The 7,973-nt window shown below is 40.4% G+C and carries 4 protein-coding genes; 1 reads left to right on the forward strand and 3 read right to left on the reverse strand.

What is annotated here, in order from left to right; translation table 11 throughout:
* Window positions 1-266: 266 nt before the first annotated feature.
* Complete coding sequence (locus KK062_RS29515; protein WP_254087994.1) at window positions 267-2,684, reverse strand: ABC transporter permease; 2,418 nt, start codon at window positions 2,682-2,684, stop codon at window positions 267-269.
* A gap of 1,279 nt (window positions 2,685-3,963) precedes the next feature.
* On the opposite strand from KK062_RS29515, the gene KK062_RS29520 reads away from it, so the two are divergent.
* Window positions 3,964-4,557, forward strand: a complete 594-nt coding sequence (locus KK062_RS29520) for a hypothetical protein (RefSeq protein ID WP_254087995.1) — start codon at window positions 3,964-3,966, stop codon at window positions 4,555-4,557.
* Window positions 4,558-4,949: 392 nt separating this feature from the next.
* Here KK062_RS29520 and KK062_RS29525 read toward each other — a convergent pair whose 3' ends face one another.
* Entirely contained in the window at window positions 4,950-5,918 is a 969-nt protein-coding gene (locus tag KK062_RS29525) for an AlbA family DNA-binding domain-containing protein (protein WP_254087996.1), read from the reverse strand.
* A 28-nt stretch (window positions 5,919-5,946) separates the two neighbouring features.
* Window positions 5,947-7,275: a site-specific integrase gene (locus KK062_RS29530; RefSeq protein WP_254087997.1), complete on the reverse strand. Its 1,329-nt coding sequence runs from the start codon at window positions 7,273-7,275 to the stop codon at window positions 5,947-5,949.
* Window positions 7,276-7,973: the final 698 nt, after the last annotated feature.

Here is a 7,973-nt window from a genome sequence, read left to right on the forward strand (position 1 = left end):
ATTTGCTAAATCTCAACACACGCAAATGTTCAGACGGCGATTCGTTCTGTCGGGGTCAACATGGTCCGGAATATCCATCTTGACGAGGTTCCGTTGGAATATTTACCTAGACCTCCATTCTATTTTTTTGCAGCCTTTATTCTTGGAGTTTTTCAAAAAGACAGTTGTTGAAATTCCTTTTATCGTTGTTTTGACTACAACGACCCCAGGTGGGCGGTTGCAGCTAATTCCAGTTCCTTGTTTCTAGTTCTATATTACCTTAAAGGCTACTCACTCTTCAACGTAGTGGCCGGGTTGATTCTTGCCATTTTCAGCGTGAGGTAGCCTAATGTAATCCACGATAGTAAAATCAAAAACATTCCTGCGCCAATGAATATGATTGGATTCAACGTAACGCAATAAGCAAAGTTTTGAAGCCAGCTTTTCATGATCCAGATTACAACTGGTGTAGCGATGATTATAGCAATCAAAATAAGAATAGTAAAATCCTTAAGCAACAAAACCACGAGATTACCGAACTCAGCACCGAGAACTTTTCTTACACTGATTTCTTTAGTCTTGTTGCGGAATGTGAGCGCTGCGATTCCCAGCAGTCCAAAGCAGGCAATCAAAATGGCCACTCCGGAGAATGCAATGATAACGCGATTGATATTTTGTTCATTGCGATATTGTTGGTTAAGATTATCAGCCAGGAAAAAGAACTCGAACGTAAACCTGTTGTCGAATTTTTTCCAGGTTCCTTCTATTTCCTTAATCGTTTTGTTAAAATCATTGGTGTTGAGTTTTAGAACAATGTAATTGAAACTATTATTTCCTAATTTGATCAACAATGGTTTTACTGTGTGATGCAGGGATTGAAAATTAAAATCTTTCACAACACCGATCACGGTCGCCTTCAGGGCATCGTCATCTCGTTCCCAGGTAATTTGCTTTCCAACCGGATGATCGAGCTGAAGATTGCGCGCAGCGGTTTCGTTAATCAGAAATGCATTGTCTGCATCCGCAGGATTTTCCCGTAGAAAATCACGTCCTTCCGTCAGAGAAATGTTTAATACTTTAAGAAAATCGTGATCAACAACGAGTTCAGAAGCATCAATATCATTTTCAGGATGAGTCGATTCAAAAATTTCATTTTGATTGAATGATCGACCCGGAATGTTAGATGCCGCTGAAACTTCTTTTACACCGGCAAGTTGCCTGAATTCTGTCTCCACGTCTGCGAAGCGATCTCTCAATGCATCCTGATTTTTTACTGGTATTACGATCACTTCTTCTTTGCTAAAACCAACAGATCTGTTTTGAACTGCCTGAAGCTGATTGAAGATTACCACTGCAGCACAGATCAGTACCATCGATGCACTGAACTGAAAAACAGTAAAAGCCTTGCGTACCGAAGTTCCCTTTGGACTTTGCAGAAATTTACCTTTCAGCACTGCGGTTGGTTTTACTGACGATAAGTAAAATGACGGATAAATACCGGCAACAAGTCCAACTACTATCCCGATCGCTGCCAAAATAACGATCAATGAGATCATCGAAAAATGAACACCGCTTTCCGTCAAAAAGCTGAACATTGGAGCCAGTGTCTGAATCATAGCAAGCGACACCAGCATCGCTGCCAAAGCCACCAGCACAGATTCACCAGTGAACTGAATGATGAGTTGTCTTTTTAAAGCGCCAAGTGATTTGCGTATACCAATCTCCTTTGCGCGCTCTGCTGATTGTGCGGTCGTAAGATTAATGAAGTTGATGCACGCGATGACAAGGATCAGAATTGCAGCAGCAATCATCATATAAGCATAATCGATGTTGCCATTGCCCTCCAGTTCCCAGCGAACATTTGATTTGAGGTGAATATCAGTAATAGGCTGAAGTTTCAGTCCATAATGATTGTCCTCGAAGTATTTGAAATCTTTAGCTGACCAATCCACATAATTTTTCAGCCAGCGCATTAACTGACTTTCAATTTTTCTTGCATCTGCTCCTGGCTTCAGTCTTACGTAATTATAGTGTCCGAAATCTGCCCAGGTGTAGTACTGACTTTGCGGATCTTCGAGCGCTTTTTCAAGAACATAAGAAACGAGGAAGTCAAAATGAAAATGCGAAAGCTCCGGAACATCTTTGAATACCGCTACTACTTCGGTAAGTGTTTTGTCGTCATTGATCGAGAGAAATTTCCCGATAGGATTTTCATTACCGAAGTATTTGTGTGCGGCTTTTTCTGATATCAGCAAGCCACCCATTTTTTTCAGTGCCTTGTCGGGATCACCTTTTACGATCGGAAATGAAAAAACTTTGAAGAATGTGGTGTCAACTGCGAGTACACCGGTTTCATCGTATTGAATATTTTTCTGTGGGTTGCGGATGGAGAACGTTTCGCGTGTAAGGCCAGGGCCCCAGAGAGGAGAAAGACTTACCGCGTTTTCTACTTCAGGAAAGTCGTGCACCATCGCCTGTGCGAGCGGATGAGGAGTTCGTGTTTGTGGATTATCGTTTTCCCAGATAACGCGATAGATATTTTCTGAACCTTCATGAAATTTATCGTACGCAAGCTCTCTGCTAAGATATTGGATGATGAGGAACACGCATGTGATACCCAAAGCAAGCCCCAGGATGTTGATGAGACTGTAATATTTGTTCTTGAGCAGATTGCGAAGCGAGATCTTGAGATAATTGATGATCATAAGTCAGGTTAATGGTTCCGATGCCATTGCCATTTTCGGACCAGTGTGTAAACCTTGCAATTACTGAGGTTTATGAAGGTATTTTGAAAGATACCGTTCGGTTGTGAGGTTTGGCGTTCGGTGGCGGACATCGGTCCTTTACACTTTGGAAGTACAAGGACAGGTTGGCTTTGACGCCAAACAATGTCTCACAGAGCAGGTAGCGTCTGTTTTGGTACTGAAGCGGTGAATGCCCGCAAAATCAAGTAAATGACAATAGTTATAAACGAAAAAAGGCAGCAAATAACGGTATTTACTGCCTTTTACTTTTCCGTCGCCCTGAGTGTACAATTTTCGAACTATTTTATTTTTGATTTAAAGCGCCTAGCAGGTTTAATGTCATGATTTTAGGCTATTAATATCATTCAGCACTGCGATTCTGTTACTGACGACCCGCAATTTTCCCTGGAACATGGTTGTACGCGGCTCGTTAGTCCATATACAAGTTCAGTTTTAATGGCATGAAAGTATGGTGATTTCATGCCTGATTTTCGTTTAGGGACGCTAAAATAAAAATAATATCAAACGCTCGGCTTATCGCTGAATTCTTTATGGTATGGCGTTTCATCTCGGTAAAGGCTAAAGAACAAATACGAAAAATCGTATTCACGGACAGGTTATCTGTAAATTTGAAATTAGGTGCCCCGGCCGGAGCGGAATACTGATTCACCCGGCGAACGATGCACGAAGAATTTGCTGGGCTGCATAGCGTCGGTGACGCCTCTAACGGGACCGGGCCGCGGCACCCAATCGCGGCTGGCAAATGAGAAGGTGTATGGTTCGCTTTATTAGGAATCTAACCTTATCACTTCCATGATGCAATTAATTTTAGTAAGACACTGAGCAATGGAATAATAAAGGCGTATGAAGTCAGCTTCATTTTTCGGTCGACATTTTTATTGCGTTGTATCTGGACAAAGGACCATATAAGAGTTCCAACAAATGCAAACCCTGAAAGTTGAATAACGTAGAAATCAGTCGACGTAAAAAACAGACCAAAAAGAACAAGTCCCAGAATGCCAGCACCAATTGTATATAGCAAAGTGTATTTATTGGTTGCCTTTCTTAAGATTGTAAAACTACTGATGATCTTTACAAATTCCTCCATTGAATCTGGTCCATAGGGTATAACAATGGAATTCACTTTTGATTTTGCGACGATTGTGATACTCCCGTTGGGAATCTCAATTGCTTCCACTACTTCGCTGAATGGAAGTATAATTGTTGGATATTGTTTTATGTGATTTTTAAAGATTCCGATCCTAAAAGCCAATTTTTTTTCACAATATTCAGAGCAGATATAAAGAAAACAGGATACGACTATAAAATTCAATTTAAACCGTCTTCGCCACTTTCTATTTTTGGGCGTGAGCAGCATGTAACTAGTCCAAATCTTAATTCAGCGCTGGAGGACTGGGTTAATATAATAAGGGAATATAACGCCTTAAAAATCTTTGAAGATCCAATATTGTCCCAATACGAAAAGGGGTTTCAGGAGTTTTTTAATGTTGTGGAGGAGAACGACGAAACGGAAACATATGATTTGCACCAACAATTAGTTTTAGATGGATATTTGTCGACGATCTACACAATAGCTGAAAGTAACGATAACAAATCACCAGACGCCTCACTTCTTAAGGAAGAAATTAAGTACTTAAAAGACCACCAAACTGCGTTCACAAAGAAGAAGGTTCGCGAGCGCTTAGCTAAGATATTTGCTCTAGCGCGGAAAAATGGACCTCTATTGATAAAAGAGTTTTGGGATCTTGGAAAGAAAGAGTCAATGAAACAGAGGGAAACAAAAGATTGCAATTACTCCCCAATTTATTCTTGAAATATCGGAATCAGCGGTTGTTGATAGTTTCCTTATTATTGAGCTAATAGATTCTAACTTAATTAACAAATATCAGGGTATGGATAGGGCATATTTGATGGCCGCTAAGGCAGATGCGTATGCTTCATTAAATCGACATGAGAGCGCTATAGAATGGACCCGAAGGTCCATAGATGAATATAGACAACAAGAGTTGGGAGATTCCTTAGCTGAGGCTAGTTCAAAAAAATTGAAAATGTACACGGAAAAAATGAAGTCACGAAGTAGATAGGACAAAGCACAAACGGTGGCACTTCGCGTTTACAACAAAACGGCAATAAAGTATTGGACATTAATTGCATTTATCTCCCTTGTTATTATCACTCCAGTAATTTTTCGTTCACACCATCAAACTAAAGCTCAAGTTTCTTATGATAGATCAGCTCACCTAAAGAGAGTTCTCTGTGGGTAATTAATTCAGATACTGATATTGCCATTTCGTCTGTACCGCCAGAGTAGTACAGCTTTATTTTAATAACTTCGTTAATTGCATCATCTTTATTTTTACCAGTAATTTGAATTCCGAATCCCAATACCGTCGCCAGTTCATTTTGAAACAATGGGCTATTTGAGGCGGCAACTAATATTGTATTGCTCCCCTCATGCCGATCAATCTTTCCTTTAAGATCACGAACTGTCGAATGATCCCTAATGAGAGACGTCGGTACAGATGCATATATCTTAAAGTGATTTTCAATTGAATTTCCAATATTTCTTATCCCAACTCGCAAATAGTAATTTAAGTCCACAACAGAATATTTAACCACTTCACCAGGTAAACGCACTTCATGAAAATCCCCTTTCATTACATCAATATCTTCTATGGCTAAGGTTGTACGAATTTGTTTTGAATATGCTCCTCGTACCTCATATTCATCCATCTCAAGGACTTGAAAGTTGTGCCGTCTATAGTACTTTCCGTCCGCCATATGGGGTGCATTTATGCTTTCTGGGACAATTATCACATAAACCGTTTGTTCAATCTTTCCTCCAATTCTTATTGGTACAATTCTTATATTTTCAATTTTCCTTCTTATTCTACTATATATTACATTTTCGAGCCATTCTTTATTGAACTGATTGCCATCGATCGGGGAAAGCGCATAGGCTGCATGTTCCTTTTCAAGAATACCATAGATTACTACTCCACCGGCGGAATTGGCCATAGCCGATACGTCCTTCACCAATTCCTTCTTATTGTCCCCTGAATTTGACAATGCACCGGATGCCTTGAACTCAAGTGTTAAACCTTCTTCGAACCGTTCATTAACGAGCTTATGTATGTCAGCTTCAACAATATCTTGATCAATGTCAAACAGCATATCGGTAAATTTGAGATTGTTAAAATAGTTATAAGTTCGCTGTAATCTTATTTGGCGTCAGCGATTTTTTTTGGTTTGATAGAGTGGTTGTGTTTAGAGCATTTTTAAACGCTTTCGCTACTAGCTGATCACGGAGATTGGTCATATCTCTATTTAGCTTTCTCGCAACTACCTTCGCATATCTCTGGGTCATACGCAAGTCGCTATGCAACATCATAGCGCTTACTGTTTCAATTGGCACACCGTTAGCGAGGGTGACGGTTGTACCGAAGGTGTGACGGGCTATGTGGAATGTTAGTGGCTTGTAAATCCCACAAGTGTCGGCTAATTCCTTAAGATAACTGTTTAGCTTTTGATTGCTTATGCACGGAAAAAGCTTGCCGCGAGATATTGCTACCGGATGATTTTTGTATTTATTGAGAACGTCTAAAGCTCGCGGCAATAGCGGAATTCTCGCGGTTTGTACTGTCTTCTTTTTAACCTTCACCCGGCTATAAGTGACCCACTTGTTTCCATCCATGCCTGTCGTAATACTGTTCTGATCTAATTTCATTAGGTCACTGTATGAAATACCAGTGTAGCAGGCGAATATGAAGAGATCTTTAACAAGTTGCAGTCGGAAAGTCGAAAATTGCTTTAGACTGACAACTTCCAGTTCGTCGTCAGTTAGGCATTCTATATCGTTGACCGTAAAACTTGACTGGAACAAGGCAAAAGGATCCTTTTCTAGCCAACCGAATTTCAGTACGAGATTGATTATTTTACTAAGACGCTCTATATGCTTTAGAGCCCCATTGTGACTACAGATCTTGTCACCCGGTTTTTCAGGAGGGGTGTTTATTAAATAATGATAAAATCCATTTACGAATTCAAAATTCAGTTTTTCAAGTAGAATGTCTGCACCATGGAATTGTGAATAAAGGAATTTTTGGATCTTACGTTCGGTGGTATAGTAGTTCTTAATTGTACCTGGAGCAAGCCTATCCTTTTTCGCTTCTTCAAAGTGGCGAGTAATTGCCTCACAAAGTGAATATCTGTGCTGTCTATCCTCGCCGAGAAATCGCTTTTTAACTGCCTCGGCAGATAGATCTTTTCTCTCTGCAACGAGCTCTCGATAGGAGTTTTTAAGGCCGCTCTTCAGTTCTTCGAGGCTATCATTTATTGTTTTGGCCTTTGTACCTCTACCGGCCACCAGCACTTTGGGACCACCCCAGTCGGACGGATTAATCGACTCGCGGGTAGCAATGTCCAGCTCTTTACCATTGACTGTTAATCGAGCGTAGATGGGCGCTTTACCGTCTACAGCTTTGCTCTTTTTTATCAGAAAACGGACGCCAAATGTTTGTTTTGAACGCATATATACAAGGGTTTGAAATGGCCTTCGAGCCAATTCCGTGACCTAAATTAGATCACAAACTGAGGTCACGGAATAGGTCACGGACACCCTTGAAATTCGTTGTAATTGATTACAAGCTTTGGAAGTAAAAAAGCCACAAAATCTTGTGATTTAGTGGCTTTTGTAAGGGGTTGAAAACCCCGGTGTCGACCTGAGCGTACAATTTTCGAACTATTTCATCAATGACTTGAAAAGGATATCAATACTAACTATTTGAATATCAATTCAACCTCTAATAGCAATTCGAGGAGAACCGATCTCTCACAACCCAAGAAATTCCGGTTGACATCCCTGAAAAGCTCAGAGCATTGGCTCCGGATTTTGATCGGCAGGAGGCTATCTACTATGAATGAAAAAGGACAACGAATGGTCCGGAAATTGTGGCCTCTAACGTGATGGAAGCTTCTTTCCGTTCCATCAGTAGTGGGAAAGTGTCAATTGTCAAGCGGTGGTTGATACATCTGAAGCCAAATCTTAATTATTTTTGCTACTTTTGGCTGTCAATAATCAATTTATTCCCAGCCAAATCTCCTCTGACTGAATGATTTTTGGCTGGCATTAAAATTATCATGGAAAAGTTAATTGGTCGACAAGTAGAGAAGGAATTACTGAATGAAACAATGAGATCAGGGGCGCCTGAACTTATAGCATTATTTGGT

Source organism: Dawidia cretensis, from assembly GCF_018598175.1.
Taxonomy (GTDB): domain Bacteria; phylum Bacteroidota; class Bacteroidia; order Cytophagales; family Cyclobacteriaceae; genus Ohtaekwangia; species Ohtaekwangia cretensis.